We start from the raw sequence: 25,152 nt of genomic DNA on the forward strand, positions 1-25,152 counted from the left end.
TGTGCGTCTGTGGTGGTTAGCCGAATCGACCAGTGATGTAGTCTTCGGTCTGTTGTTTGGATGGCCGTGAAAAGATGGTTTCGGTGCGGTCGTGCTCGATCAGGTCGCCTAGATACATGAAGCCAGTGTAATCGGATACGCGCGCAGCTTGTTGCATGTTGTGGGTGACGATCACGATGGTGTATTTGGTTTTTAGTTCCTCAATCAGCTGTTCTATGCGACTGGTTGAGATCGGGTCTAATGCTGAAGTCGGTTCATCAAGCAGTAGTACCGATGGTGTTAGTGCGACTGCGCGTGCGATGCATAGCCGTTGTTGTTGGCCCCCGGACAGGCCCAGTGCATTTTGATTCAACTTGTCCTTGACCTCTTCCCACAAAGCACTTTGTTGTAATGCTTGCTCGACGCGGTCATTCATTTGACTTTTGCACATCACCTCATGGTGACGGATGCCGTAGGCAACATTCTCATAAATTGTCATGGGGAATGGCACAGGTTTTTGAAACACCATGCCTACCTTGCTGCGCAGCCGGTTTATCGAGTATTTCGGCGATAGGATATTTTCGCCGTCTAAGAACACCTCGCCGCGTGCCTCCAGTTTTGGATATAGCGCATAGATCCGGTTGAAAATGCGTAGTAGCGTCGACTTCCCACATCCTGATGGGCCAATCAGGGCAGTTACACGCTTTTCAGGAATTTCCAAATTAATTTGCTTTAGTGCCTGGAACGTACCGTAGTAGAACTCAAGGTTACGTGTAGCAATTTTGACTGGGGTTGTCGTAAGTGGCGCATTTGCAGAGGCCGTGATGGCAATGCGTTGTATCGGCAATGCGTTGTGGAGGTCATTCATGAAAGGTGCTCGAGAAAAATTCATGTGTTGGGTATCTTGTTGCGCAGCAATAGTGCACGTGCACCCAGGCTAACCAGAAGAACGAATACCGTGAGTACCAATGCACCAGACCATGCCAATAATTGCCAGGATTTGTATGGGCTGCTGGCGAATTGGTTCATCACCAGGGGCAACGAGGCAATGGGCTGGAAGATATTGCTGCTCCAATATTGATTGCCAAAGGCTGTAAAGAGTAGAGGTGCGGTTTCACCACTGATACGTGCCAGTGCTAGCAGAATGCCAGTGAGAATGCCGGCCGATGCGCTGCGGTATAACACTTGTGTGATCATCTTCCATTGTGGGATACCTAGTGATAGTGCTGCTTCACGCATTTGTCCTGGTACCAAACGCAGCATCTCATCGGTGGTGCGTACGACGATCGGAAGTACGATGAAAACTAGTGCCAGGGCACCAGAAAATGCGGAGAAGTGCCCGCCGGTGTGCATCACGTAGAGAGTGTAGACAAACAGGCCGAGCACGATGGATGGCGCTGACAGTAGGATGTCGTTTACGAAGCGAACGACTGTGCTTGTTTGGGATGTGTTGCCATATTCAGCCAACCAAGTGCCGGCAGCGATGCCTACAGGTGTACCGATGACGATTGCAAGCAGGCACATGATTGCACTACCTAAGAACGCATTAGCTAGGCCACCTTTCTGCATGGGTGGCGGTGTTATTTTAGTGAATAAATCTAGATCGATCCCGGGGAGTCCTTTACTGATGAGAGTCCACAAAATCCAAATAAGGAAGAAAAGGCCGAACAGTGCGGCGATACAAGAGATCGTGATGGCGGCAGCATTGATCAGTCGGCGGCGCTTGTACAGATGTTGCGATGCTGTGGACATCAGTTGCCCTCCTTTCGTGATAGACGCAGTAACATGAGGCGAGCGATCACCAATACGGCGAAGGTAACGATAAAAAGTACGAAGCCGAGCAAGAGCAATGCCGAACGGTAAGTTTCTGTGGCCTCGCCGAAATCGTTAGCAATCAGTGCAGCAATTGTGGTTCCTGGTGTCAGCAACGAAGGGGATAAACGTACGCTGTTGCCGATGACGAAAGCGACCGCCATGGTTTCGCCGAGTGCACGGCCTAGGCCGAGAAACATGCCACCGATGACTGCTGATCTAGTGTAGGGAAGTACAATGTTCCAACTCACCTCCCACTTGGTTGAACCCAGTGCGTATGCTGACTCCTTCAGTTGCGTCGGTACAGTCAGGAACACCTCGCGCATCATTGAGGAGATGAAGGGAATCACCATGATTGCCAACACAAAGCCAGCGGTCAGCGTGCCGATTCCGAGCGGTGGTCCTTGAAACAGCGTGCCGATCAGTGGCAGCGTGCCGATGTGATCATTAAGGAACGGGGTGATGTAGTCGGTCATCACCGGTACGAGTACAAACAGGCCCCACATGCCGTAGATAATTGATGGGATACCAGCCAATAACTCGATTGCAGTGCCAATGGGTGTGCGAAGCCAACGCGGTGCGACTTCGGTGAGGAAAAAAGCGATCCCCAAGCTCACGGGCATGGCGATCAGCATCGCAATCAGTGCAGTGACGATGGTGCCGTAGATCGGCGTCAATGCCCCGTATTTGTTTTCTACGGGGTTCCATTCCGTGCTATAGAAAAAGCTGACGCCTTGCAGTTGCAGTGCTTGGCGTCCTCCCCACAGCATAGATAGCGCTGCACTGACTAAAGCGATTAAAACGAAGGCGACAGCGGCGGTCAGCAATAGCTTAAAAAAATAATCGGCTCTTGCATCGCGCAGATCACGTCCACCAGGAGTAGAAGTCTCCTTTGGAATGAGAGTCGAAGTCATTGCAGATCGGTGTGTTACCTGTGGCTTGGAGGAGTGAGATGCGCCATAGCTGTTACGCTGTACGGATAACGTACCAAGCAAAATTCTTAATGCGTGTGGATGCGTAACACATTACTTGAATTCGCTTGCCCAATAAGCTTCGATTTGCTTCACCAGATTTGGTGGCAATGGCACGTAGTGTAATTCATTGGCTTGTTTCTGCCCATTTTCAAAGCACCACTTGAAGAAGTCTAGAGTGGCTTTTCTTTGCGCTGCATCCTTAGTTTGCTTGGGCATCAATATAAAGTTTGTGGCTGTGATTGGCCAAGCGCCTTCCCCAGTAGCGTTGGTGATGACCAAATTGAAATCCTTTGCATTGCTCCAGTCTGCGTTGGATGCGGCGGCTGCAAAGCTTTCTGCGCTTGGTTGTACCCATTGACCAGCAGCGTTCTGGAGTGCTGTATATGACATTTTGTTCTGAAGCGCATACGCCAGTTCAACGTAGCCGATCGAGCCTTTAATCTGTTGAACATATGAGGCTACACCTTCGTTGCCTTTACCGCCGACGCCTCCGGGCCACTGCACTGAAGTGCCTTCACCCACTTTCTGTTTCCATTCCGCGCTGACTTTTGATAGATAGTTGCTGAAATTGAATGTCGTGCCAGAGCCATCGGAACGATGCACGATGTTGATTTTAGTGTCGGGAAGATGTAACCCCGGATTGGCGCTGATGATTGCTGCGTCATTCCACTTACTGATCTTCCCCAGGAAAATATCTGCAAGCAGGGGGCCTGTAAGGCGTAGTTTGCCTGGTTCGATGTTGTCTAGATTGACCACCGGCACGACGCCGCCTATGGCCGATGGAAACTGCCCTAGACCCGCTTTGGTCAGTTCGCTGCTGTCAAGTGGCTTGTCAGAAGAACCAAAATCGATTGTGGCGGCTTTGATTTGGGCAATACCACCGCCTGAGCCGATTGACTGATAGTTAATTTTATTGCCAGTGGCGGCGTTGTAGTCGGCTGACCATTGCGAGATCAGTGGATATATAAATGAGGCACCTGCGCCTGAAATCTTCACACTCTTGGTTTGCTCGGCAGAGGGGGGCGTCGTACTGTTCGCATCCTGACTGACGCCTGTTGACTGGTTATCGTTGGAAGGTTTACAGCCGGTGATTGTTACGGCAGTGCATAAACAAAGGAGAGTGAAACCAGCAAAATGTACTTTCATGAAAACTCCGATCGTTCCTAATTTAATTAAAATTGCTAGTTAAAGTGCCAAAAGGTAGCGACATGAAATGATATTTTTATTTCAAATCGGTGACATTGTGCGGGTTGCCGTTGCGGCGTGATCTCAATGGAGGCAACACCGCGTGCTTCTCTTAAAACAATTCCCAGGAAACCTACCAACCTACAGGCGTGAAATTGATCGTCTAAACGTTCGTATCAGGCTCAATTCCAAAGACGCCAAAGGTAAACAGACGTCCTGGGTACATATGGTGAACACTATCGATTGCAGATGCCAGTACACGCATGATTGATGAGTGTTGTTTTGAGAGATTCGGCTATTTGAGTGGCGCAGCAGCCTGATGTGGGCGGTGTGGTTCACGCTATGGCAGGTTGTAGGCGTGTACTGTTGGGATGATTGGTCGATGAAAGTACCATTTCGGCCAACGAGTGTGCCATTTCGTGTTCTGCTACTACAGTGGCATCGGCGCCGTGTCCCAGCAGGTGCTTGACCTCAGCGTCGTTTTGCGCTCTTGCGACTAGGGTCAGCTCTGGATTCAATGCACGCAGCTTGGCAAGTATCTCGCCAGCCTCCAGTGGTTGTGGGATGGCCAGCACTGCGATTTTCGCTCGTTCTGGATGTGCTTCTGCCAATACCAGGTCAGCGGCGGCACTGCCGCGGATCGCAGGAATTCCCGCTGCGTGTGCTTTAAGAACATGTTCGCTGTTGTCGTCAATCACTAGTAGCGGTACATGTCTGCTTTGCAGTAGTTGCGCCAACATGCTACCAACCCGGCCATAGCCAATGACGATGGCATGGTTGTACAAGTCGGGACTGGGGCCTGGTGGCAGCTCAGGTTCAACCAGAGTGGTTTCTTCTGCTGTTTGTTGTGCCTGCCAACGGTCTAGCCAGGTGAACAAGAATGGATTGGCGATGATCGATAACAATGCCCCGGCCAAAATTAGATCACGTCCGGTCTCCGGTAAGATCGCCAACTGTATTCCAAGTCCTGCGAGAATGAACGAGAACTCGCCGATTTGCGCCAAGCTGGTAGAAATGGTGAGCGCAGTGCTGGTTGGATGGCCAAATGCGCGTACGATGAGGAAAGCTGCCGCCGATTTGCCGATAGTAATCGTTAGAAAAGTGGCCAATACCTGAAAGGGGTGTTCAATCAGGATTGCTGGATTGAACAGCATGCCGACAGCCACAAAGAACAGTACTGCGAAGGCATCCCGCAATGGCAGTGAATCGGTAGCTGCAGCGTGACTTGTCTCTGAGCCTTTGAGCACCATCCCGGCGAAGAACGCACCTAATGCAAATGAGACGCCGAACAGTTTTGCCGAACCGAATGCCACGCCAAGCGCAATACCAAGAACAGCCAGAGTAAACAATTCGCGTGACCCAGTTGCCGCTACTTTCTCCAGCGACCATGGGATCACCCTGCGCCCGACCACAAGCATGACTGCAACAAAGCCAGTCATCTTCAGTAATGTCCAGCCCAGAGCGGTCAGCATCGCGTTACTATCGCTGCCGGCGTTCTGCGTGTGTCCTGCAACAGATTCGTTACCGTTGAGCATCTGTGCCAGTGCTGGTAGCAGGACCAGCGCCAGTACCATCACTAAATCTTCAACGATTAACCAGCCTACTGCGATACGTCCACGCTGCGTGTCGATCAAGCGCCGCTCTTCAAGTGCACGAAGCAGCACTACAGTACTGGCGACTGACAATGCCAAGCCGAACACCACGCCTTGCACCATCGGCCAGCCCATGGTCCAGGCTAAGCCCCAACCAAGTAGGGTTGCCGCCGCGATCTGTACGAGTGCGCCCGGGATTGCGATTGCTTTAACTTCGAGCAAGTCCTCCAAAGAGAAGTGCAGCCCCACGCCGAACATCAACAGCATCACGCCCAATTCAGACAACTGATTAGCAATTTGCTGGTCAGCAACAAAGCCAGGTGTAAACGGACCAACGCAGATGCCGGCAACAAGATAGCCAACCAGGGTCGAGAGTTTCAGGCGTTGTGCCAGTGCGCCGAGTACGAAAGCCAAGCTGAGGCCGACGGCGATGATGTCGATGAGACTGGTGTCGTGGTGCATTGTGTACCTTGTGTGTGAAGCGTCCTGGAAATATCAGTAGGTATCCACTGATGCACTTTCCTGGAGAAGTGGAGAAAGGCATGAAAAGAGGCTGTTGATATGGGGGAAATGCTGAGCCGAGTCCGTTATGGGACTATTAATGTCTTTAAATAGTATACGCTGCTGATACAGATTGGCTTAAATATGTCTTCTGATAAGACATTTTGATGCGCCTCTTTATAATCGCAAGCCATTTCATCCAGGTATCAAAGTGGATCTGTGTCATGCGCATGACACAGAGCTTGCTCTATCTACTGTTGTGATAGCCATTGAGCATGCGTAATAGCGGTTTCATCTCATCGCAGTGCATGTACATTGTGTCCTCGTATTCTTGAGACTCGCTGCATGTGCGTAGTAGTGGCACGACTAGGGTGAAATCTAAGTCAAACATTATTTTAAGAATTCTGCAGTATTCTCTGCGGTACCCTATGCGTATCTGCAAAAGGCGATTCTGTCGCTAGAACAACTTCACAATGAGTGATTTTTCAGCCTATCGTCTGCTTCTCCAAGCGTTACAGACAAAGTGATGAGTGCCTGTTCCAAAGGGTGTTTTTGTGCCATCTATCATGGGACTTGTTGATCACCGATGGACCGTTGTTTGGGGTGCGCTGCTGTACTGTTCTGGATCTATTTTTATACTGATGTTATGTGATGCATCTGTAGATCGTATACCAGTGGCCGAAGCGCTTGGGTAGGCCAAGCCATGTGTAGCCGTGGTCAGCCAAATATAGGATGGCGTCCTTTACCCTATAGAGTCATCGCATTGACGTTGCCGCATTTCCTAGGTAATGCGGCTAAAAAGAGTGTTTGACCTGTATAAATTGAGCGGCTGTGATTTTGATGCGCTCAATACACATACTCTCTCTGTAGGAAAATCCTTGCAACGCTATGCATGTTAACTAGCGTTTGGAGACTTCCATTATTCCAAACTCATACTCAATGTTCCTGGGCCGACGTTAGGCATCGGCCCAGGGGCTGGATTCACCAGTTGTAGCTGATGTTGGCGTAGGCAAATGCTCCGTTGAAGCCAAAAGGTGAAGATCTGCTATACGGTAAATAGGCCGGTGTTCCTTGCCCGATGAGATCGCGTTCTGGATAGGTGTTGGTGACATTGTCCCCACCTATCGTGAAATTCCAGTGCTGCAACTTGTAAGACACCGCTAGATCCAGTGTCCATTTTGGAGCGAACCTCTGTTGCACGGGCACAGCCGTTGGTGTGTTGTAGACCGTGAACTCACCCCAGCGCGTGCCTGTGGTGGTAAACGACCAGTGGCCGATGTTCCACACTCCACTGAGGAACGCCTTGTCGCGAGGAGCCCCTCTGGTGATGCGAGTCAGCTCAGCTTGGCTAATGCGTACGGCACTTGGGTCTATCGCTGTTAACCGTGTTGGGTTGTCGGCGACGCGCTTGACCTCTGTTTTGTTGTAGTTATAACCAAGCGTGAAATCCATCGTGCTGTTGCTCAGCGCCCAATGGTAGCTACTGATTGCATCCAGGCCAGTTGTCTTAGTGTCAACCCCGTTGGTGAAATAGCGCCCGCCGCCGATGCCGGCGTAGCCGTTTGCTTGCAGGTAATGACGTACTGCGGTTGAAGTTAGATTTTCAGAAAGGACGATACGGTCATCAATATTGATACGGTACGCATCAATTGTCAGATGCAGATCATCGACTGGTTGCACGACCAAACCCAGACTATAGTTTTTGGACTTCTCAGCTTTTAATGGTTCCGCACCCAGCGCGACTGCGGCCGCGTTGTCAGTGCGGAAAGTGCCGATTTCGTAAGGTATACCTGCGATAAAGTCGGTAGCGATTGATTGGAAAAACTGCTGTTGCAGAGAGGGTGCACGGAAGCCGTTGGACGTGGTGGCGCGTACCGCGACTTGGGGAGTGAAGGCGTAACGCAGTGACACTTTGCCTGTCCTGGTGTTGCTGAAGTCACTGTAGTGTTCGTAGCGTCCGGCAACTCCAGCAGAGAATTTCTCCGTCAAATTGCCTTCCAGATCGATGTACATCGAATGGCTGTTACGATCAAAACCGCCGGAATCGGATGGCTTGAAGCCAGAAAATACTTGTGCTCCTGGTAAGAGCGTACCGGCACTGGAACGCACTCCGCCGTTTATATAGGAAGCTTCCTCTCCTTGATATTCATTGAATATTTCACCACGCCATTCCACGCCGAATGCCAAGTTCAGCGGATATGCCAGATGTCCCCAATCCACCGACTTATTGAAGTCTGCGTTGAGTACATGCTGCGTGATCTCTAGACCGCCGGCATAGAATGCAGTGGGACTGCTCAGCCCCAGACTGTTATTGAGACTGTTTCTGACATCGAAAGTCAGCTGATTGTTGCCATAATTGTAGCTTAGGTCGATGTTGAGTCCCCATGCAGTCGACGCTTTCATACCGCTCACCCAGGACGTGTCATTGGCAACGTTGTAGATTTGCGGCAGAAAACCTTCTGGATAGATTTCCGGTCGGTTGCGTGCATCGTCGGCCCAACGGTAGAAGCCATTGGATAGCACCTTACGGCGGCTCACCATACCGAATGAATAGAAGGTCACACCTTCTGTCGGGCTGTAACTGCCGTTGTACGAAAACGCCCCTTGATTGATCTTCGGGTCACCGTAGCGTTGCCTGATGATGCCGTCGTTATAGGGTACGGCGCGATTGGTCTGGTCCTCGTGACCGCCTTGAGCAGCAAAGTGAACTTTTCCGGTGCCTGCGAAACTCAATCCCGTGTCCCCGGATAACTCATATTGCTTCCCATCCTTGACTTTGTATTCACCATAGTGACCCGTAATGCTGCCCCCTTTACCAGCCCCCTTGAGAACGATGTTAATGACACCGGCAATTGCATCTGAACCGTACTGTGCTGATGCACCATCCCTCAGTACTTCGATACGTTCGATTGCAGCAATGGGAATCGTGTTGAGATCAGCAGGTGCTGAGCCGCGACCCTGGATCTCATTGAGATTAACCAGCGCAGTGGTGTGATAACGCTTGCCGTTGACCAACACCAGGACTTGGTCTGGAGACAAGCCGCGCAGTTGTGCTGGGCGTACTGCATCGTTGCCGTCGCTGACTGCCGGACGAGGAAAGTTGAGCGATGGCACCATGCGAGACAGCGCAGTGGCTAATTCTGTTGTCCCAGTGGCTTCCAGTGATTCTTGGGAAATAATGTCAATTGGTGAGGATGATTCCGCGGCAGTACGGTCGCTAATGCGTGTACCAGTGACGATGAGAGTATCCAGAGTTTTGTTTGAGGTGCTCTGTGCCTGTAGTGGAGAGATGGTGCAAATCAGAGCGATCGTGATGATAAGCGCAAGGGAGCAGGACCTGTTCTTCATAATAGCGGCGACTCCAGCTGTGAGATAAATGAGAAGGAAAAAAGCGCCATAGTGGATGCGTTACTAACGATTAACGCGAATAATTATTAAATGTCAAATTATTCATTTATTTTTTATCAGATTTACACTAGATTTAACCTGAGTGTTCTCATTAACTCGCTGCTGCTTCATTGTTAATCGCGGTATTTCTAAGTCTCTTTCAGAGCCTCTTTAGGGCAGACACGATCAATCGGATACTGAAGACATCAGCAGAAAAATACGCGATGCTTGATTTAACTCTACTGATCCATGCTGAATCCGACTGAAGAGCCATTTGCGCCTCCTCTCAGAGGGATCGATCTTACGGGTGGCTACCATCTCACCCCCACTCTTGGTACGGATGTCAGGCAGCGGTACAGATAACGTGCATTGCCAGGAGCACGTGTCCCGTATTGTCTGGTGAGTCGCAATACATGGCGTGTATGTCAGTATGACTTGTGTTCCACGTACCCTTAAATCAGCAGATTTAAAAAGAAACGTCACCGTACGTATCCTTTACAGACTATCCTCGTGATCTGGAGATGGCATGTCCCTGATTGGCTTGTATCTACGTCTCTACTGATATTTTTAAGGAGTGTCGCAATGTCGAGTCCTGTTGTGGAGATCCAGATATGGTCGGATCTGATCTGTCCTTAGTGCTGGATTGGCAAGCGGCGTTTGGAGCGCGCCCTCCGCAATTCATCATTGTTTGCCCACATCAGAGTACGTCACCGCGCATTCCGATTAATGCCGGAACTGATTCCCCTTCCAGTGATTGACGTACTCCAGCAGCGTTATGGTGGTTCCGCCGAACAGATTGTGGCAATACAGCAACGTATTGAGAAAATTGCTGCCGAAGAAGGCTTAATGTATCGATTGCTTGGTACTCAGGGCGCAGATACCCTGCAGGCACACCGCTTGTTGTATTTGGTACACCGCCAGGGATTGCAAGAAGTCCTTTTGGAGCGCTTTTACAGCGCTTATTTCAGCGAAGGAACTCCCATATTGGATACTGATATTTTGGCGCCTTTAGCGCTTGACGTGGGATTGGAGCGCACAGCGGTTGCCGCATTATTTGCTGGTCAAGATTTTATCGCTGAGATAGAGGATGATCAGCGCCGCTTGCAGCGTTACGGTGCAAACGGTGTCCCATTTTTCCTGATGGATGGGCGTATTGCAGTGAATGGTGCCCAGCCAATAGAGGCGTTCTCAGATGCACTGGCACAGTTGAATGCCGATGCGGCATCGCAATCGGCATTCTTCCTGCGTTGATGACTGCAACGCGATGCGATACCTAAGCAGAGCATCACGCGTTTTGAAGATGCACCTGATTCCCGTCAAGCAGCGTCTGGCCGCGGCGCTTACCAACTGTAACCGATACGTGCATACACGTACGTCCCGTTAAAACCGAAGGGCGCATAGTTGCTGTAAGGCATCTGTCCGTAGATCGAGTTGATTGCGTTGACTGTTTTATCTGGATAAGCATTCAACAGATTGTTTGCACCCAACGTCAACATCCAGTGCATGTCTGACTTATAGCTGGCCGACGCATCGACTACCCAGCGAGCGCCGTACGTCTGATCGCGTGAGACGGACGTTGGATTACGCACCGTTACCGTGCCGTAGCGTGTTGCTGCGAGCATCAGATCCCACTGTGTCAGCTTCCACGTACCGCTGAGGATCAGCTTGTCTTTCGGGAAACTCTCTTCCAGCCGACCGATTTCGTCCCGTCCTACAATCGTCTGCGTTGAACCGATGGCCGAGAGTGCTGCTGGCTGTGTGACTGCACTGCGAATCCTGGTGCCGATGCCACTGTAGCTTGTGGTCAGATCAAGCTGACCTACAGCGAACGGAATCGTATACGTACCGACCAAGTCGACACCACGGGTGCGGGTATTGGCCGCGTTTGCGAAATAGCGAACGCTGGTAACGTTGCTATTGCCTTGTTGCTGTAGTGCAGCAAGTACCGCTGCATCGTTAAGATTGGAAGACAGCAAGATCCGGTGCGCGATGTCGATTTGGTAGGTATCCAGCGTCAAATAAAGCCGTTCGAACGGTTGTAGTACCAAACCCAGGCTATAGGACAACGATGATTCAGCCCGCAGCGGCGCTGCACCCAGTGCTTGCGCAACGGGACTCGTTGTCGGGAACGTCCCTGACTCGTAGAAAGTACCGTTGCTGTAGGTACTGGTGACCACTTGGTAGCGTTGCTGTGCCAGTGACGGCGCACGAAAGCCATTGCCGATGGTGGCGCGTAGCGCCGCCTGATCAGTCAATGCATAGCGTGCCGAGAGCTTGCCTGATGTCTGATTGCCAAAATCAGAGTAGTGCTCGAACCGCCCGGCCACTCCTGCAGATAGGTGCTCGCTAAGATCGCCATCCAGTCCAGCATACAGAGCGTAATTATTACGGTTCGCATGCACGGTATTCAGAGGTGAAAACCCCGCAAATCCCTGCGCGCCGCCGGTCATGCCGTTATATGAAGCCGGAATGCCAGGGGACTGGTTCCACTGTTCATAGCGGTATTCGGTGCCGAAGGAGAGTGTGACTGGATAAGTCAGGCCCCAATCCAGCACCTTAGTAAAATCGGTGTTGAGCAAGTGTTGCGTGTACTCCAACGCACCATCGTAGAAATCCCTTGGACTTTCCACACCCAGACTGTAGTTAATGCTGTTGTTGGTGTGGAAGCCGATATGATTGCTTCCATAGTTGTAGCTCATATCCCAGTTCAAGCCGTGCTCGGTGCTGCCCTTGAGTCCGGCAACCAGTGAACGGTCTTTGCTGTTCTGCTCGATTTCAGGCACGTAACCCTCTGGATATCGCTGCGCCAGCAACATGCTTTGCCCGTTGTGATTGCGTGAGCGATAGAACGCAAACGACGTAATGTCGCGGTTGCTGAGCATGGCGTTGGCGTAACCCTTCACATGCTCCCCAACATGGAACATGCCATTAGCTGAGAACGCAGCCGCATTGACCCCTGGGTCACCGTAGATAAATGCAGTACGTCCAATGTCGGGATAGTTGCCGGTATTGGGCGCGCTCCCTTGATAGGGACCAGCACGATTAGTCTGCTCTTGTTGGCTGATGTCCATTGCCAGGTGCAGCGTGCCGCGTCCGTTAGCGAAAGAGATTCCGGAATCCCCGGATAGCTTGGATGTGGCACCATCGCCGGCGCTGTACTGACCGTGTTCCACTGCCAAACTGCCATCCTGAGTGGCACCTTTCAGCACAATATTGATGACCCCGGCGATTGCATCTGAGCCATATTGTGCCGAGGCCCCATCACGCAGCACTTCTATACGCTCAATCGCGGTGATGGGAATCGTGTTCAGATCAACGGCTGAACTGCCGCGCCCAATCGTGCCATTGACATTGATTTGCGCCGATAGGTGGCGGCGCTTGCCATTGATCAGCACCAATGTTTGATCCGGCGCTAGTCCACGCATCTGTGCCGGACGAATACCGGAGGTGCCATCTGCCAGTGCCGGACGCGGAAAGTTTAATGATGGCAACATTCGGGACAGCGCCGTAGCCAGTTCTGAACTACCCGTAGCGGCCAAGTGTGCAGCGCTGATAATGTCAATCGGCGATTGGGATTCCACCACAGTACGCTCGGTCACGTGCGTGCCGGTAACGATCATCGTATCCAGCGTTGTAGATTGCGTGGCCTCCTGACCGAACGCAGGGGAGGCAACAAAGAGTGCGGTTACGCTTGCTACTGTGAGAGATACAAATGGGTTCATTGCAACCTTCAACATGAAATTGTGCTGTGTGAGAGACATGGCAAAACCATGTAATGAGGGTCTTATGCTGTTTTCCAAACCCAAACAATCATAACGTTAAATAAAATGCCATCTCACAAGCGCTGTTTATCTGAGCTGTTTCTCTATCAAAGGAAGGTTGCATGATCTCTCTACGTCATTTCGCAATGCGCCGCGGTGGGCGGTTGTTGCTGTCCAATGTTGATATCACCTTGCATGCGGGGGATCGTGTTGGCGTGGTTGGTCGCAATGGTGTTGGAAAGTCCAGTCTGTTTGCAGCGATCCGTGGCGAATTAGAAGCGGACAAAGGCAATGTTGAGTTACCTGGAAAATTACGTATTGCCAGTGTTGCGCAGGAAACACCCTCCTTATCGGATCTGGCCCTGGACTTTGTACTCAGTGGTGATGATGTGGTTGCCGAGGTCCTGCGTGTCGAGGCAGAGGCGAATGCACGCGAGGATTGGGAGGCGGTAGCCGCTGCCCATCAGCGCTTAGCCGAGATCGGCGGTTACGACGCCGAAGCACGTGCAGGTAAATTGCTGCATGGCCTGGGTTTTCTCACACAGACGCAGCGGCGTGCTGTCTCGACGTTCTCTGGTGGCTGGCGCGTCCGCTTGAACCTGGCACGTGCACTGATGATGCCCAGTGATCTGTTGTTACTGGACGAACCAACCAACCATCTGGATATGGATGCCGTGTTCTGGTTAGAACAATGGTTGCAGAAGTACCCTGGTACGTTGCTGCTGATTAGTCATGACCGTGAGTTTTTGGATAACGTTGCCACGCATATCCTGCATTTGCATGATGGTAACGCCAAACTATACGTGGGCGGCTACACCGACTTCGAGCGTCAACGTGCCGAGCAACTACGCCAGCAACAGATTGCTTTTGAGAAAGAGCAGGCCGAGCGTGTTCACTTGCAGAGCTTCATTGACCGTTTCAAGGCTAAAGCATCAAAAGCCAAGCAGGCACAAAGCCGGATCAAACGCTTAGAAAAGTTGGCTGGAACGGAGGCTGTCCGTATGGAGCGTGAATTCCGTATCACGTTTGCACCGCCAACCAAACAACCGCATTCCTTGATTACGCTGCGCCAGGTGAATTGCGGTTATTCGGTATTGTCTCCGTCTACACCCTCCGATCCTCCACCTGTTGATATCCATGCGGCAGCACCTTCGCAGCCTGCCGTGATTCTTCATCGTGTTGATTTTGGACTTGAGGCGGGAGACCGTATTGGGTTGCTTGGTCCCAATGGTGCCGGAAAATCGACCCTGGTCAAAACATTGGTGAGTGACCTGGCCCCTTTGACGGGGGAGCGCATCGCTCATCCTGATGTGCGTATTGGCTATTTTGCACAGCACACGGTTGAATCACTGCACGAGGGACAATCGCCGATTGATCATTTCCGTACCCTTGCGCCGCAAGCACCGATCCAATCCATACGCGACTTTTTGGGTAAATGGAATTTTCCTGGAGATCGTGCCTTTGAACCTGTGGATGGTTTTTCCGGAGGTGAGCGTGCGCGCTTGGCATTGTCGTTGATTGCTTGGCGGCAGCCGAATGTTTTGTTACTTGATGAACCCACCAACCACCTGGATCTAGAGATGCGCGAAGCCTTGGCTGAGGCGCTGAGTGATTTTGATGGAGCAATTGTGATGGTCTCGCACGACCGTCACTTGATTGGCTTAGTGTGCGACACGTTTTGGCGTGTTGCTGATGGTGTGGTCGAGCCGTTTGCTGGTGATCTTGACCAATACGCTGCTTGGCTGCGGACACGTCCCGCGGCACGTGGTGTGCGCGCCAAGACAGAGGAGGTCAATCAGCCACAGGCTTCGTTGACTGCCAAATCGCCTACTTCTCAACTCCCAGTGAAAAAGTCGGTCAACTCACAAAAGCTATTGGTTGCGGAAAAGCATGTGAGCGAATTGGAGACGCTCTTGACCGAATTGGATCGCAAGCTTGCCGATCCGGTCAATTATGCCAATGGCGAAGTGATGAGGCGTCTTGGCGATGAGCGCGAGCATGCTGCCAGACGGTTAGCTGAAGCCGAACAGGCTTGGTTTCTGTTGATGGATGGGGGATGAATCATGATTATGATCAATTGGTTACAAAAATATGCCCGCTCCGCAATATTGGGAGCGCTCCGCAATTTACCGCGTAGGCGTCACCTTCGCCCCTTTGCGCTTGCGTACATAGTGCTCCGTCATCGTCACCGACGCATGCCCCAATTGTGCTTGTGCTTGGCGCATATCGCCCGCCAAATCTGCCTTATCGGTCGCCGCTTTGGCGCGTAGATCGCGGAATTGGAATACCTCCTTGGCGACCCCTGCGGCAGCACGTGCCTTATCAAACCTGTAACGCAATCCTATACGACTTAGCTCCAAGCCTTTCGCATCCACAATCAAACGCGTGCTACGCAGCTTCATCCCCCGCTTGCGATCAAAAATACGCTTTATTAAAACTGACAATTCACCCGTAATCGCAATCGCCAATTTCACTCCCGTTTTAGCTTGGCAAATCTCCAAAGCGCCATTAACAATATGGCGCTCATCCATAGACACAACATCACTCACACGCTGCCCCGTCAGATAGGCGAGGTCCATCGCATCCCTGAGCGTTTGGTCCGCTGCCTGGTACACAGCGCGGTACGTCGTATCATCTATATACACGTCGCGCCCCCGCTCCTTATTACGCCGGATACCCCCACAAGGGTTAGGAAGATCAGTAATTCCCTTACTCCGCGCCCAATTCCAAAGATGCGAAAATAATGCTACTTCGCGATTAGCGCTTACCTTAAAAGGCCGCCAATCTAGATACTGGCGGATATTCACAGGTTTAATTGACTCAAACGGCGCGGGGGGATCGTCGAAAAACTGCAACAGATAGTTTAAATATACGTGGTGCATGCGTTGGGTGTTATACGCCTTTGTTGGGATCACCTCAGCGCGGTAACGCTCGGCCACATGGCGGAACGTCACCGCAATCGCAGGAGTGATCTGCGCATGCTCCAGCTCAGCCCACCGCTTGATGGCTAACCCGTAGTCGCGTCCTAGTGGCGTCTCTTTGCGTGGCTTGCCGCCATGATCGTAGTAGTAATACACCACGCCGGACTTCTGAGGGCGCACGCGAAACCTCGGAATCGCGCCTGCTTTGATTGGCTTACGTCCCATAAGCGACCTTATTAGACTTCCACACAGGCCGAACCACCGCAGAAGGCGGCATCGCGTCAATTGCAGCACGCAGCACGACAGGCCAGTCATGCGCATCCAGATAATGCCGAATGCCGTTCTTCCTAAGAAAAGCGGCTTGGCGAGCGCGTTGCGGAGTACCGCATAACTCGGCCACCTCACTTCTAGAAAGACATAAACCAGCGGCTGGGGGCATGTCTCGTAGTTGTTTTGCTTGCGTCTCAATCATTGTCTGATTCCTGCTCGGTTTCCTCCCCCTGCTTCTTTGCATTCATCTCCTTATAAGCAGCTAACGCTTTAATAAGTTCTGAAAAATGACTCACACATTCATCGGATAACTCGAGTGGTGGGGTGTCTTGATGCTTTTCATTTGATGGGGCGCTCATCGCGTCATGGCTCCTTGTGATGTGAGTGGTTTGCCTGTTTCTCTGCGTTTCACCGCTTCCAGCAGCAGGTCCTGTACTTCGCGTTTAGATTCACGGCGGGCCATCACCAATTCATCCACCGTGCCCGCCGCCACGATGTGGTGAATAAATACAGGCCGCGTATGTCCGGCTTGCGCCTGACGTGTCGGCCCAATGCGTTCGATGATCTGCTGGTACTGCTCCAGGTCCCACCAGTGGCCGAAGAAGGCCAAAATATTTCCGCCGTCTTGCAGATTTAAGCCATGACCGGCACTGGCCGGATGGGCAAATAGCACGGGAATGTTCCCCGCATTCCAATCGCGGATCGTGTCGGGGTGTTTGTCCAAAGCACGCCCCTTGGGGAAGGCACGCTGCAACCGTGCGACATCACTTTTAAAGTGATACGCCACCAACACCGGCATACCGGCGGCTTCTTCGATAATGTCGTGCAGCGCCTCTAATTTCGCATCGTGCACGACTTCCCAGGCCTGACGTGTGTCATCGGTGTACAGCGCACCATTGGCCAGTTGCAGGCATTTAATTGTCTTGCTGGCGGCGTTAAAGGCTTCTACTTCAGCACCGCATTCCAAGGCGATGAACATATCTTGTTCCATCGCCTTGTACAGACGTTGCGCATGTGCTGGCAACGCAACGCGAATCGTATTGACAATCGGCTGGCGTAAATCGAAGTACGCCTGTGGATCAAGTGATAAACACAGGTCGCGTATCTTGTCTTGAATCTCTTGAGATGCATGTGGCGTGGGCGCAAAGCGCACCGCATGCGGATCACTGCCGATCTGCATCGCACGGAACCAGCGATCGATAAACGCTTTAAAATGCGTCCCAAGCCGTGCCCCACGATCCACCATCCACATCAGCGCCCACAGGTCCTGTAGCCCATTGGGCGCGGGCGTGCCGGTCAACCCAACGTAGCGCTCCACCTTGGTATGCACATGCGTGGCCAGTGCGCGGGCGCGCCGTGTTCCTTGCCGCAGCCGGAACCCTTTCAACTTGGAGCACTCATCGGCGACCACCATACGGAACGGCCAACGGTCCTTGTAAAACTCCACTAACCATTTCAGAGTGTCGTAATTAATGCAGTAGATATCCGCCTCCTGCTCCAAGGCGTGGCGACGTGCCGCCGCACTACCCACGACCACGGACACCCGCAGATGGCGCAAATGGGGGAACTTGGCCACCTCATCCGGCCATGTCGTGGCCGCAACGCGCAGCGGAGCAATCACCAAAATAGGCGCAATGTCTTCCACCACCAGGAGCACATCTAACGCCGTCAGCGTGGCTACTGTCTTCCCCAAACCCATGGGCACAAACAAATTGCAGCGTGGGTGCGTCAGGATGAAATCAACGATGGTGTGTTGGTAGGGGCGCAGGTTCATGCCAATGCTCCGTGCAGCACTTCAGGATGGGTGGGAGGCACGCTGCTATACTCGCCACCACATGGAGCTAAAGCGGGGGACTGTGTGACATCTGTAGCGTTCGATACGCTTAAATTTGCGAACCGGCTGAAAACGGCAGGGGTTCCCGCGGCCCACGCAGAGGCCGAAGCCGAAGCCTTGGCCGAAGTGCTAGAAATAAATTTACAAGGCCTTGCTGAGTCTGAATCTAAAAACGGCAAGGCATTAGCGCGTCTTGAAGCGGATATGAAGGAAGGCTTTGCGCAGGTGAATACGCGCTTTGCGCAGGTGGAAAAGAACATGGACCAGCGCTTTGCGCAGGTGAATACGCGCTTTGCTGAGATAAAAGGCGAAATGCTCCTACTCAAGTGGATGCTAGGCGTGCTCGTGGCGGGCGTTGCTGCACTGATCATCAAAGCGTTTTTCTGAGTCACGCCAGCACCTCATCCACGCCTTTTAAGGAATCGACCACGACCACGCGCTGGCCCATGCCGCGCATGCGCTCATGCTCACGGACTTGATGCGGTGTGCACTGCTGGCCTGGGGCTTTGAGTTCCACCCACAGGGTGCGCCCGTTGGGTAGCATGGCGATACGGTCCGGCGCACCGTGGCGGCCCCCCCATTTCACCTTGCGGATTTCACCGCCCTTGGCCCTGACCTGGGCCACTAAATAACGTTCGATTGTCCGCTCACGGGGAATGGTCATCATTGCTTCCTATACCGGTGGGTTTGGAAGCCTTCCGCCGCTAAGGGCAACCCCTGTGCCCAGGGGGGCGGTGTGGCCATGAGTGCGGCCAAGTGCGCGGCATTGAAAGCGGCGTTGTCATCGGCTTCGGTAATGATTTCGTCGTGCACGGTTAACACAATCGCGTAACCGGCGGTTTCAATCGCAGGCATGCAGGCGGCCAACACGTCGCGGCTGACAGCTTGGGTGATGTTCTCGACCAGCTTGCCGCCGTAGGTGGTGATGCGCGTCCATTTGCGCGTTACCGGATGCGTGCCCATGTAGGACAGCGCGCCGTGCTCATCGACTCTGGGAGCGGCGTAGTAAAGCACCCGCCCCGACGGCAGACGCAGACGCAGCCATGCACGGCTGTACTGCACGGTGATACCGCAGCAGGTGTGCGCCGTTTCGGGGTGGCCGATGGCGTCTGTGACTGCGCACTGCAACGCCTGCCAAAACGCGGCAATGGCCGGATGCGCGTTGCGCCATGCGCGCTTAAACACATCGCAGGCCAACCATGCGCGATCTGAGAGGCCGAAGGTGGGACGGTGGTTGGCCTTGGTCCACTGGAGCGCTTCCACGGCCTCCTGAATTGGCATTGGCGAAGCGGCACAGGCATTTGGGGTGTCGATCACGGCGCTGGGAAGCGTCAGGCCGGTTGATCGTCGAGCATACCGTCGGCGGTCATCGCCGCTACGATATGGCGAAACTGCGCCCTGAGATGTTTCGTGCCCAAGCCGAGGCCAACCGGCGTACTGTGTCCTATGGCCGTGTCTCCAGCCACGATCAGAAGGATGATCTGGAACGGCAAAAGCAGGTACTGGAGTTGTACTGCGCCCAACAGAGCTGGACATTCGAGGTCATCGCTGATCTTGGTTCAGGTATGAACTACCACAAGAAGGGCTTGAAACGGCTTCTTGATGCCATCATCAAGGTCAGATAGGACGGCTGGTCATCACTCACAAGGATCGTTTGTTGTGCTTTGGTGCTGAACTGGTGTTGGCGCTGTGCGAGGCCAAAAATGTTGAAGTGGTCATTCTCAACCAGGGCCAAGACACAAGCTTTGAAGAAGACCTTGCCAAAGATGTGCTGGAGATCATCACTGTGTTTAGTGCACGGTTGTACGGCAGCCGTTCCCGCAAGAACCAGAAATTGCTGGAGGCCGTGAAGACAGCGGTAGAGGCATCGCCATGCTGATGGCCCACCGTATTGCACTGGACCCTAACAATGTACAGGCGACCCACCTGTCGCGTGCGGCAGGTGTGGCCGGTTTTTCCTATAACTGGGCGTTAGCCGAATGGAGGCATCAATATGAAGCATGTACGTTGGACAGTGCCCTTCCCAAGCCATAGCAACATTCCTTGCGGCGGCAATTGAACGCGATCAAGCGTGAGCAGTTTCCATGGATGGGCGAAGTCACCAAGAACGCGCCTCAAATGGCAATCATCCAGTTGGGGTAGGCATTTCAGAACTTCTTCGCAGGTCGTGCCAAGTATCCGAAGTCCCGTAAAAAGGGCGTGCATGACCGATTCACGCTGACCAATGACCAGTTTGACCTTGACGCTTCACGCATTCGCATTCCTCGCCTAGGCTGGGTGCGCATGCGTGAGACGTTGCGCTTTGCCGGCAGAATCATGTCAGCCACCGTGTCGCGTGTGGCTGCACGTTGGTTTGTTAGCATCACCGTGGACCTGCCCGATCCATCACATCTACCTCAAGCTGAAAAGCAAGGCGCGGTGGGTGTTGATCTGGGTGTGTTGGCGCTGGCAACGCTCTCAACCGGAGAAACAATCTGTGGCCCCAGGCCCCACAGGGCGCTGCTGGGTCGCGTGCGCAGGCTTTCACGCAGTGTGTCGCGTAAAGTCAAAGGTTCTACCAATCGTCACAAAGCCAAAGCCACATTGGCGCATCTACATGCACGTATTGCAGCAATTCGCTTAGATGCACTGCACAAACTCACCAGCGATCTTACCCGGCGCTTTCACACCATTGGCATTGAGAACCTGACTGTCAAAGGCATGAAAGGCATGGTTAAGAATCGCCATTTGGCACGTTCCATCGCCGACATGGGCTTTTTTGAATTCAGGCGGCAGCTTGAATATAAGGCGGCGATGTGTTGTGCGCAGGTTGTGGTGGCTGATCGTTTCTTTGCCAGTAGCAAGATGTGCTCGACGTGCGGGCACACGCTCAAGGAATTGCCGCTCTCGGTGCGCCAGTGGGCGTGTTTGGGGTGCGGCACACGTCATGATCGCGACGTGAACGCTTCGGTTAATTTGAAGAACATGGCCGTGAGTTCCACGGTATCAGCCTGTGGAGAGGAAGGCGCTGGCCCTCGTCGCAAGACGGCGGTGCAACCGCCCTCGGTGAAGCAGGAAGTCAGCTTTGAATCTGTTTAAACAGATTTGAGTAGGTATGACAGAACGGGTCCGTAACGGCGCCTTTGCCCCTGGCCTCTGGAACGGGCAGGCCCTCGGTGCGCTGGCCACCGGCGATTACCTGGAGGCTGGTTTTTATGTCTGGGCCGATTCAGTGGACACCTTATCGACCTCTGATCGCCAAGCACGCCGGGCACCGCCCATCCAGATCGCCGTGAAGCTGGCCGGTGCCATCCATGCGGTGGACGTCATCATCAATTTTGACCGATAAAGGAATCCCATGTCCGTCTTCGACCCCAAACAAGTGTCGGTGCTGCTCAATGGAACCCAGATCAAAGACTGGGCCGATGGCACGGACGTCATCGACGCCAAACACAATGCCGATGCCGGTGCCTACACCATCGGGGCCAGCGGCACGGGCGTGTTTGTCGCCAACGCCGATCGTTCCGGCACCTTAACCTTGAAAATCAAACAGCACAGCGCCGACAACGCCTTTTTGAGCAGGCGACTGGCGCAGCAACGCGGCGCGATCCAGTCCTTCACCCCCTTCACCCTGGATATCCGTGACCTGTTGAATCAGGACGTGGTGACAGCCACCCAAGGGTATTTCACCACCCCCCAGGATTTACCCGGGGCGCCGGACACAATCCAGAAACCTGGACACTGGTGTTTGAAGTGATGGACATCACCCTAGAAAAAGGCTTTGGCAACGCATGAACAATGAACATCGTTTTGAAATAGATGGCATCACCTACGTCATGACCCCGGCCAATGCGATGGCGGCCTGGCAATCACTCAAACGCGCCGGGGTGCTACTGCGGGGGATGGATGCCGACGCCCTGGCCAACGCCCAAGGCGCCGCCTCCGTTGCCCTGGGGACGCTGCTGAGCCATCTGGGCGACCCTGCGGTGACCGAGATAGAAGCCCTGGTGTTTGAACAGACCGCGATCAAGACCCCCGAGGGCACCACCTACCGGCTCAGCCCAGATCGGCTCAATGAGCACTTCAACACCCGCCGCACCCATCTGCTGCGCGTCTTGATGGAAGGAGTCAAGTATCAATACAGCGATTTTTTCGCTGGCGGCATGGCGGCCTTTCAGGAGCTGAATCCCATGCCAAACGCCGAGCAACCGTAACCGACTGGTTTGTCTGGGCACCGATCATGCGCGGCTATTGCGATCTTGACCAACTGCGCACCGTGTACTGCCTCAGTGACTTATGTAGCTTCCACACCGCGATGGTGGAATGGGATGCCCTCCAGCATGACGCACTAACCCCCTGCGATGATTCTCGACGAATTCCTGATCCGCCTTGGCGCGGTCGCTGACACCTCAGGCTTCAACACCTTTAGCACCGGCCTGACCCGCGTTACGGGCCTCGTGACGGTGGCCGCCGCCGCCATGGGCGGGGCGCTGGCGGGAATGAATCGCTTTGTCGGCAGCGCCTTAAGCGAACTCAATGCCCTCAACAGCGCCAGCCAGCGCCAGCCAGCGCACCGGAGCCAGCCTGTCCTTGCTCCAGGAGCTGGGCTATGCGGCGCGTTTGAATGGCTCCTCTGTGGAGGCCTCGACCCGTTCTATTGAATCCTTGTCCCAAAAAATAGGCGAAGCCGCCAATGGAGTGGGGCGCGGGGCCATGCTGTTCCAAAAGCTGGGCTTGCAGGCCCGACAGGCCGATGGCTCCGTTAAATCCGTTGGCGACATGCTGGGCGATGTGCAAGAAAAAATCCGTGGCTTGTCGGCACCACAGCAGCAGTCCATCCTGGCCAACCTGGGCATGGATGCCACGATGCTGCAAACCCTGCGCCTGAGTCGTGAGGCGTTAAACAGCGTCTTCCAAGAGGCACACGATCTAGGCGTCATCACCGCGGATGGTGCCGATACCGCGCTAGAGTATGGCGATGCGATGGAACGCCTGCGCGTGGTGCTGGGGGCGTTACGGACCAACATCGCCATTGGGGTGGCACCGGCCTTCACCCGGCTGATTGAGCACTCCAAACACTGGTTGATTGCCAATAAAGAGCAACTGCGTGATGGCATCGGCAAAGTCGTCAAGATCCTCATTGCAGCGGGCACCGCCGTATGGAACGTCATCCGTGCCGTGAACAGCGCGGTGAACCAAACCATTGGTTGGAAAGCGGCGCTGCTGGCCGTGGGCGCGGTGCTGGCCCGGGCCTTTGCACTGAACCCACTCACCTGGCTGATTGCGGGGATCGTGGCCCTCGTGGCCTTGGTCGATGACTTCATAACCTACCTGGACGGCGGAGAGTCCTTGCTCGGTGCCTTCTGGGGTCCACTGATTGCCTACGCCAAGCGCGCCAAGGCCGTGATTGAACACCTTACGCCCGCACTCAACGCCCTTGGCGTCCTCTTAGCGGGACTGGCCATCGGTCACGTGGTGAGTCATATTGGCCGCCTTTTGGGTGCAGGCCGCACCCTGGCGCTGTGGCTGGCGGGGCCGTTGGTGAAAGCGCTCCAGGTTGCCGCGCTGGCGTTGCGGGCCGCGTTTTTGTCCAACCCCATTGGAGTAGTGATTGCAAGCGTGGCCCTGTTGGCCTATGCGATCTATACCCACTTTGACAAGATCAAGCAGGCGGTGGGCACCGCTTGGGACTGGTGCACCCGCACCACCCATGCCGCGGTTGGGTCCATCCAACACACGCTGCAAGAGGCTGCCGCCGCCGCCAAGACCACCTGGGCCAGCGTCAAGGACGCCTGTGCGCTGGCCTTTAGCCACAGCATCGCCAGCGCCGATAGTGCCGTAAACCGCTTGCGGGCCGTGTTCAGCGCCATGGGCAGCCGTATCAGCGCCGCCCTGACCAGCGCCTTCGACACCCTCATGACGCTGTGGGACCGTACCGTCGGGCGTATCGCCCAGGGGGCCGAGCGGATCAAAGGCTTTTTCCGAGCGATTGCTCCAACACTGAAGCAGGCCGGTCGTGACACCCAAGACGTGGCCCAGCGCGTCAATGCACAGGTGCAGGCCGCCCAGACGACAGCGCGCCACGCCGCTGCTCAGGCCGCCACGCCCGCCCGTTCTCAGCCCAACGTGCATTCCCAACAGGAAGTAAAGATCGATATCCATACCGCCGACCCGATCCTGGCCGGTCGCCAAGCCGCCGCCGACATCAACAGACACCACCAGATGGCGCTGCGCAATACCGGTAGTGCTGTGGCGTTTTGATCCGCCCAGCCTATCGGTAAATCTCACCCCGGTGACCAACACGTTCTGTTTTTGATTTTTATGCCGCTTCTAATTTCACATGAACGCGCCGTCCGATGGCAGTGGCGATGTTGACTAAAGCATCTAATGAGAACCGCGAGATACGACCACGTAATAAGTCGTTGATACGTGGTTGGGTCACACCGCAGTGTGTTGCAGCTTGTGATTGATTCCAGTCGTTTGCTTCAATGACTGCCGCGATTTGCCGCATGAGTTCAGCCCTGGCACGAAGATTTGCAGCCTGTTCTGGTGTATCTGCTAAGGCATCCCATACGCTGTTAAAAGTTTCTATCTTAGTCATTTGGCACCTTTTGTAAGTTCGGTGTATCGCCTCTTAGCAAGTTCTACATCGCGTTTGCTTGTGGCTTGCGTCTTCTTTTGAAAAGCATGTAAGACATAAACGGCATCAGCCAATCTTGCAGTGTAGACAACACGATAAGTACCAGAGTCATCCCAGATTCGTAACTCTTCAACACCTTTACCAATGGAAGGCATCGGTTTGAAGTCTTTAGGCTGCTCACCACGCTGTATCTTGTCCAGTTGGTAGCCTGCATCGCTGCATGCGTCCTCTGGGAACTGCCGCAAGCACATCAGTGAGTCACCAAGGAATCGGAGTACCTTCATGGAACTGCATTATATCCGTATGGATATAAATCA

Annotated in this window: 24 protein-coding genes and 2 pseudogenes; 11 read left to right on the forward strand and 15 right to left on the reverse strand. The window is 53.7% G+C overall.

All coding sequences use genetic code 11. The annotated features are described in order from the left end of the window. Window positions 1-16: 16 nt before the first annotated feature. The 6 genes from pstB to F7G16_RS06180 form a co-directional block, all read right to left on the reverse strand. Entirely contained in the window at window positions 17-847 is an 831-nt protein-coding gene (gene pstB / locus F7G16_RS06155) for a phosphate ABC transporter ATP-binding protein PstB (RefSeq protein ID WP_011097998.1), read from the reverse strand. A gap of 20 nt (window positions 848-867) precedes the next feature. Next, the gene (gene pstA / locus F7G16_RS06160) at window positions 868-1,731 is read right to left on the reverse strand and encodes a phosphate ABC transporter permease PstA (protein ID WP_004086094.1); all 864 of its coding nucleotides are present in this window, start codon (window positions 1,729-1,731) and stop codon (window positions 868-870) included. After that, window positions 1,731-2,705: a phosphate ABC transporter permease subunit PstC gene (gene pstC, locus F7G16_RS06165; RefSeq protein WP_004086093.1), complete on the reverse strand. Its 975-nt coding sequence runs from the start codon at window positions 2,703-2,705 to the stop codon at window positions 1,731-1,733. The genes pstA and pstC overlap by 1 nt, the downstream gene beginning before the upstream one ends. 111 nt (window positions 2,706-2,816) lie before the next feature. Beyond that, window positions 2,817-3,911, reverse strand: coding sequence for a phosphate ABC transporter substrate-binding protein PstS (pstS, locus tag F7G16_RS06170; protein ID WP_004086092.1), 1,095 nt, complete (start codon window positions 3,909-3,911; stop codon window positions 2,817-2,819). Between the two features lie 374 nt (window positions 3,912-4,285). Beyond that, the gene (gene ybaL, locus F7G16_RS06175) at window positions 4,286-6,004 is read right to left on the reverse strand and encodes a YbaL family putative K(+) efflux transporter (protein WP_011097997.1); all 1,719 of its coding nucleotides are present in this window, start codon (window positions 6,002-6,004) and stop codon (window positions 4,286-4,288) included. A 1,020-nt stretch (window positions 6,005-7,024) separates the two neighbouring features. Then, complete coding sequence (locus tag F7G16_RS06180) at window positions 7,025-9,391, reverse strand: TonB-dependent receptor (protein ID WP_038233097.1); 2,367 nt, start codon at window positions 9,389-9,391, stop codon at window positions 7,025-7,027. A gap of 723 nt (window positions 9,392-10,114) precedes the next feature. Here F7G16_RS06180 and F7G16_RS06185 point away from each other — a divergent pair. After that, the gene (locus F7G16_RS06185) at window positions 10,115-10,681 is read left to right on the forward strand and encodes a DsbA family oxidoreductase (protein WP_228762189.1); all 567 of its coding nucleotides are present in this window, start codon (window positions 10,115-10,117) and stop codon (window positions 10,679-10,681) included. A gap of 89 nt (window positions 10,682-10,770) precedes the next feature. Here F7G16_RS06185 and F7G16_RS06190 read toward each other — a convergent pair whose 3' ends face one another. Then, window positions 10,771-13,152, reverse strand: coding sequence for a TonB-dependent receptor plug domain-containing protein (locus tag F7G16_RS06190; protein WP_038233183.1), 2,382 nt, complete (start codon window positions 13,150-13,152; stop codon window positions 10,771-10,773). Between the two features lie 161 nt (window positions 13,153-13,313). Between F7G16_RS06190 and F7G16_RS06195 the strand changes: the two genes are divergently transcribed. Beyond that, window positions 13,314-15,251: an ABC-F family ATP-binding cassette domain-containing protein gene (locus F7G16_RS06195; protein WP_004088646.1), complete on the forward strand. Its 1,938-nt coding sequence runs from the start codon at window positions 13,314-13,316 to the stop codon at window positions 15,249-15,251. Between the two features lie 66 nt (window positions 15,252-15,317). Here F7G16_RS06195 and F7G16_RS06200 read toward each other — a convergent pair whose 3' ends face one another. From F7G16_RS06200 to F7G16_RS06215, 4 genes are read right to left on the reverse strand one after another with little or no spacing between them, the layout of a single operon-like run. After that, window positions 15,318-16,337 carry a tyrosine-type recombinase/integrase gene (locus F7G16_RS06200; protein WP_011097994.1) on the reverse strand — a complete coding sequence of 340 codons (1,020 nt, stop codon included), beginning with the start codon at window positions 16,335-16,337 and terminating at the stop codon, window positions 15,318-15,320. After that, window positions 16,327-16,584, reverse strand: coding sequence for a DUF4224 domain-containing protein (locus tag F7G16_RS06205; RefSeq protein ID WP_011097965.1), 258 nt, complete (start codon window positions 16,582-16,584; stop codon window positions 16,327-16,329). Before F7G16_RS06205 ends, F7G16_RS06200 begins: the two co-directional genes overlap by 11 nt. Continuing rightward, complete coding sequence (locus F7G16_RS06210; RefSeq protein WP_012382647.1) at window positions 16,577-16,741, reverse strand: hypothetical protein; 165 nt, start codon at window positions 16,739-16,741, stop codon at window positions 16,577-16,579. Before F7G16_RS06210 ends, F7G16_RS06205 begins: the two co-directional genes overlap by 8 nt. Beyond that, window positions 16,738-18,156, reverse strand: coding sequence for a DEAD/DEAH box helicase (locus F7G16_RS06215; RefSeq protein ID WP_011097622.1), 1,419 nt, complete (start codon window positions 18,154-18,156; stop codon window positions 16,738-16,740). The genes F7G16_RS06210 and F7G16_RS06215 overlap by 4 nt, the downstream gene beginning before the upstream one ends. Before the next feature lie 84 nt (window positions 18,157-18,240). Between F7G16_RS06215 and F7G16_RS06220 the strand changes: the two genes are divergently transcribed. Further along, entirely contained in the window at window positions 18,241-18,603 is a 363-nt protein-coding gene (locus F7G16_RS06220) for a hypothetical protein (RefSeq protein WP_012382646.1), read from the forward strand. 1 nt (window position 18,604) lies between these two features. Here F7G16_RS06220 and F7G16_RS06225 read toward each other — a convergent pair whose 3' ends face one another. Continuing rightward, entirely contained in the window at window positions 18,605-18,883 is a 279-nt protein-coding gene (locus F7G16_RS06225) for a PDDEXK family nuclease (RefSeq protein WP_011097962.1), read from the reverse strand. After that, the gene (locus F7G16_RS06230; protein WP_014607809.1) at window positions 18,880-19,497 is read right to left on the reverse strand and encodes a DNA polymerase family A protein; all 618 of its coding nucleotides are present in this window, start codon (window positions 19,495-19,497) and stop codon (window positions 18,880-18,882) included. The genes F7G16_RS06225 and F7G16_RS06230 overlap by 4 nt, the downstream gene beginning before the upstream one ends. On the opposite strand from F7G16_RS06230, the pseudogene F7G16_RS06235 reads away from it, so the two are divergent. The 8 genes and pseudogenes from F7G16_RS06235 to F7G16_RS06265 all read left to right on the forward strand — a co-directional run bounded on the left by F7G16_RS06235 (window position 19,490) and on the right by F7G16_RS06265 (window position 24,456). Next, a pseudogene (locus F7G16_RS06235) lies at window positions 19,490-20,095 on the forward strand (IS607 family transposase). The gene F7G16_RS06230 and the pseudogene F7G16_RS06235 sit on opposite strands and share 8 nt — an antisense overlap. Further along, window positions 20,089-20,250: a helix-turn-helix domain-containing protein gene (locus tag F7G16_RS12170; RefSeq protein ID WP_014607806.1), complete on the forward strand. Its 162-nt coding sequence runs from the start codon at window positions 20,089-20,091 to the stop codon at window positions 20,248-20,250. Before F7G16_RS06235 ends, F7G16_RS12170 begins: the two are co-directional and overlap by 7 nt. A gap of 120 nt (window positions 20,251-20,370) precedes the next feature. Further along, window positions 20,371-21,294: pseudogene (locus F7G16_RS06240) on the forward strand (RNA-guided endonuclease InsQ/TnpB family protein); the annotation flags it as partial. Between the two features lie 16 nt (window positions 21,295-21,310). Further along, complete coding sequence (locus F7G16_RS06245; protein WP_038233091.1) at window positions 21,311-21,544, forward strand: DUF3383 family protein; 234 nt, start codon at window positions 21,311-21,313, stop codon at window positions 21,542-21,544. Window positions 21,545-21,553: 9 nt separating this feature from the next. Further along, the gene (locus tag F7G16_RS06250; RefSeq protein WP_234048920.1) at window positions 21,554-21,952 is read left to right on the forward strand and encodes a phage structural protein; all 399 of its coding nucleotides are present in this window, start codon (window positions 21,554-21,556) and stop codon (window positions 21,950-21,952) included. 34 nt (window positions 21,953-21,986) lie between these two features. After that, window positions 21,987-22,409, forward strand: coding sequence for a phage tail assembly chaperone (locus tag F7G16_RS06255; protein WP_140161861.1), 423 nt, complete (start codon window positions 21,987-21,989; stop codon window positions 22,407-22,409). Between the two features lie 147 nt (window positions 22,410-22,556). Continuing rightward, entirely contained in the window at window positions 22,557-22,856 is a 300-nt protein-coding gene (locus tag F7G16_RS06260; protein ID WP_159241646.1) for a hypothetical protein, read from the forward strand. Window positions 22,857-23,061: 205 nt separating this feature from the next. Beyond that, a complete protein-coding gene (locus F7G16_RS06265) occupies window positions 23,062-24,456 on the forward strand; it encodes a hypothetical protein (protein WP_160176379.1) in 1,395 nt (464 codons plus the stop codon). A gap of 58 nt (window positions 24,457-24,514) precedes the next feature. Here F7G16_RS06265 and F7G16_RS06270 read toward each other — a convergent pair whose 3' ends face one another. Continuing rightward, on the reverse strand, window positions 24,515-24,796 hold the full coding sequence (locus tag F7G16_RS06270) for a helix-turn-helix domain-containing protein (RefSeq protein ID WP_004091355.1): 282 nt from the start codon (window positions 24,794-24,796) through the stop codon (window positions 24,515-24,517). Then, window positions 24,793-25,119 (reverse strand): type II toxin-antitoxin system RelE/ParE family toxin, encoded by a 327-nt coding sequence (locus tag F7G16_RS06275; RefSeq protein WP_004091353.1) that lies wholly within the window; start codon window positions 25,117-25,119, stop codon window positions 24,793-24,795. Before F7G16_RS06275 ends, F7G16_RS06270 begins: the two co-directional genes overlap by 4 nt. Window positions 25,120-25,152: the final 33 nt, after the last annotated feature.

This window comes from Xylella fastidiosa (assembly GCF_011801475.1).
GTDB classification, from domain to species: domain Bacteria; phylum Pseudomonadota; class Gammaproteobacteria; order Xanthomonadales; family Xanthomonadaceae; genus Xylella; species Xylella fastidiosa.